This window comes from Phytoactinopolyspora endophytica (assembly GCF_004138495.1).
Taxonomy (GTDB): domain Bacteria; phylum Actinomycetota; class Actinomycetes; order Jiangellales; family Jiangellaceae; genus Phytoactinopolyspora; species Phytoactinopolyspora endophytica.
The window spans coordinates 16,232-19,411 of the sequence record NZ_ML142852.1; the positions used below are offsets into that span (position 1 = coordinate 16,232).

General features: G+C 67.2%; 4 protein-coding genes. 1 reads left to right on the plus strand and 3 read right to left on the minus strand.

Annotated elements, in window-relative coordinates; translation table 11 throughout:
* The coding region (locus tag ELR45_RS40585) for an NAD(+) diphosphatase (RefSeq protein WP_276320659.1) at window positions 1-720 on the minus strand (720 nt) is incomplete at its 3' end.
* 180 nt (window positions 721-900) lie between these two features.
* Between ELR45_RS40585 and deoD the strand changes: the two genes are divergently transcribed.
* On the plus strand, window positions 901-1,605 hold the full coding sequence (gene deoD, locus ELR45_RS08465) for a purine-nucleoside phosphorylase (protein WP_129665146.1): 705 nt from the start codon (window positions 901-903) through the stop codon (window positions 1,603-1,605).
* 5 nt (window positions 1,606-1,610) lie between these two features.
* Here the strand turns inward: deoD and ELR45_RS08470 are convergent, their stop codons facing one another.
* Both ELR45_RS08470 and ELR45_RS37245 read right to left on the minus strand, forming a co-directional pair.
* The gene (locus tag ELR45_RS08470) at window positions 1,611-2,582 is read right to left on the minus strand and encodes an NUDIX domain-containing protein (protein ID WP_129665148.1); all 972 of its coding nucleotides are present in this window, start codon (window positions 2,580-2,582) and stop codon (window positions 1,611-1,613) included.
* A 51-nt stretch (window positions 2,583-2,633) separates the two neighbouring features.
* Window positions 2,634-3,180, minus strand: a 547-nt coding sequence (locus ELR45_RS37245) for a PD-(D/E)XK nuclease family protein (RefSeq protein WP_205856251.1), incomplete at its 5' end; no start/stop codon positions are given.

Sequence of the window (3,180 nt, forward strand, 5' to 3'; positions counted from 1 at the left end):
CGGCCACCGCCGCTGATGCCCCAGCAGACAGCGCTCGTGCTCGTCGACGACCAACATGATGACGGCCGGATCGGTACGGGGATAGTGCTCGGATCTGTCGGCCGGGCACCGACGGACATGACCGGCCTCCGCCACCACTGTGGATGTGCCGCATCGCGGGCAGTGCCTATGAGTCGCGTGCCAGTTCGCCAGTGCGATCGCGTGAACGGCCAAGCCGGCGTCCCGATCGTTCAAAGCCGAGCCGACGTCGCGCAGGCTCAGGCCGGTGATGCCCGTGACACCGGCGTCCGTATCGCCCGTGCCGTCGTCTCCGGGCCCAGGATGAGCTTTCTCGGCACCGGTCGCCGCTGCTCCCACAGCGGCATCGGCGTGGGTGACCGGCGGACGCGCCGATCCGCTCGGCCGCTGGGCCGGACGGCCGTTCGAAGACCTCACGATCGGAGCGTGGTCGAACACCCCATCCAGATGAACCGCCGTGAAGACCGTGCCCTCTTCGACACCCAGCAGATACCGCTCACCCTCAGGCGCCTGCTCCGGCGTGATGAAACACAAGGCGCCGTCTTCGGCGGCCACCCGGCCATCGCCGACGATGAGAACCTTGGTCGAGGGGTCCTCCCATACCCTGGCCAGCCACTCGGGGTCACCTCGTAGATGAGCGGCACGATCGACCGTAGATCGAGACAGCGCTAGCGGACCGGGCAGGGTGTAGGCGTCATCCACACTCTGAGCCTATCGGTCGCCGATCCCTGCGCCCGGGTGCCGGAGAGGGAGAACCGTCGGCACACACAACGCCGATCGAGACAACTCATCAAATTTGATTAGTCGGACGGTCTCACAGCCGACCGCTCGACTCCTGGCCACCTCCGCGTGCCGTCTCGCACGCCTGTAACGTCGTGCACCGTGAGCATCCACATTGGCGCCGCACCCGGCGAGATCTCCGACACGGTCCTACTTCCCGGCGACCCGCTCCGGGCGGAATGGATCGCGACGACCTACCTTGACGACGCCGTCTGCTACTCGAAGATCCGCAACATGCTCGGCTTCACCGGCACATATCAGGGCCGCCGGATCTCGGTCCAGGGCACTGGAATGGGTCAACCGTCGCTGTCGATCTACGTTCACGAGCTGCTCGCCGAGTACGGCGCACGGACAGTCGTGCGGGTCGGCTCGTGCGGCGGGCTACTGGACACGGTCGCGGTCCGCGACGTCGTCGTGGCGATGAGCGGCTGCACCGACTCGTCACTCAACCAGCTGCGGTTCGAAGGCCTCGACTTCGCCCCCACGGCCGACTTCGCGTTGCTGCGGGGCTACGTCGAGCGCGCCGAGGCTGCCGGCATCCCACACCACGTCGGCCAGATCTTCAGCACCGACGCCTTCTACAACGACCGTCCTGAACTCCGCGATCGCCTGACGCAGTACGGCGTGCTCGCCATCGAGATGGAGACCGCCGCGCTCTACACCTTGGCGGCCAAGTTCGGCGCCCGAGCCCTCTCAGTCAACACGGTCAGTGACAACCTCGTCACCGGAGAATCGCTGCCAGCTGAAGACCGTGAGCGCAGCTTCGCCGACATGGTCGAGCTCACCCTCGCCACAGTCACGAGCTGAGGACGTCAGCGGCGGAAAACCTCGCTGCCCAGGTCAGCCGCATCGAATGCCTCGGCTGTGACGGCGGTGATCGGCAGCCACGACGCCTCATCCGGAGTGAACCAGCGGACAGCCGTGGTCGAGCCTCCGACGTCGACAATGGTCAACGGCTGCGGGTCGTCGACGAACACGTCGTAGTACGGCCGGACCCCATGCCAGTCGATGGGGAAGCCCTCCGGCCCGATCTGCGCCGGATCGTGGTGATTGGCTAGCCCGAGAAGCGAGCGCACCCGGCCGGCCTGGCCCGTCTCCTCCTCCAGCTCACGCAGCAGCGCTTGGCTCGGCTGCTCACCGAAGTCCGTGCCGCCACCGGGCAGGTGCCAGTTCCCAGCACCTGGGTATCCGTCGGCGACCTGTGTCAGCAGGAGCCGGCCGACCGGATCCCGCACCAGTCCGTACGCGGCGAACCGCTGCACGGTGGGCCGTCCATCCGGTGACTCGACGATGTGGAAGCCGGGTAACTCCGGCATCTGCTCGGGCGGCAGGTCCACGGCGGAGAGCGGAAGCTTCAGCGCCTGTGCGACAAATGGTCGCAGCTGGAGCGTCGCCGCCTCGTCCCTGCTCACCCAGGCCACGGCGTCGACCATGGGCGACGCCGGCGCCCCGTCACCCCCGGGGCCGGTGACGGGGCCGACGGGCTCGGCCCGGAAGATGATCCGGTCGGTGTGCAACGTGACGCCGCGGTGACGCAGCTCCCGTGTGTCAGCGGTGATGTCGACGATGCCGGTCGCTTCCATCCGGACTCCGGTCTCATCCTTCGCCTCGCGGGCGACAGCTGACTCCGGATGCTCACCTTGCGTGACGCTTCCACCAGGAAGAGTCCACACACCAGGAGTGCCGGAGTTCATCGACTCGCGGATGAGCAGGACACGGTCGTCGTCATCAGAGCAAATCGCATACGCGGCTATCCGGCGCAGGGGCGTCAGCTCGATGGTCACGGGATGTAAGTGTTCCGGCAAATGCCGGAAAGATCAACAGGTGTCTCGCAGTCATACAAGATCTGATGACTGCGGCACGGCTGTGACCAGGGATTCCAGCTCCGACTCGCCGAGCAGGTCGGCCGGGCGCAACGTGAAGTTCTCACGTACGTAATGGAATGCGGCGCCCACCCGCTCCAATGGGAGACCACGGAGGCGAGCGAATGCGAGCCGGTACGCGGCGAGCTGGACCGTCTTGACCGCGGAGTCCGCGGAATCCCGCGGAGGACTGCCCGTCTTCCAGTCCACGACCTCGATGCCGCCGCTGTCGGTGCTGAAGACGGCATCGACGCGGCCACGTAGCAGCACACCGGCGACCAGCAACTCGAACGGCGCCTCAACCTCGATCGGGTTCCGCTCCGCCCACTCCGACGCCAGAAAGGCGTCCTGCAGCGTCGCGATCTCAAGATCCTGCACGCCGCCCTCGTCGGCCGAGCCCGGCAGCTCATCGACGTCGACCAGCTTCGGCGCTCCCCACAATGTCTCGAGCCAGGTGTGGAACAGCGTCCCCCGGCGAGCCAACGGTGCCGGCGGCCGCGGCACGGGCCGGCGCAGCTCC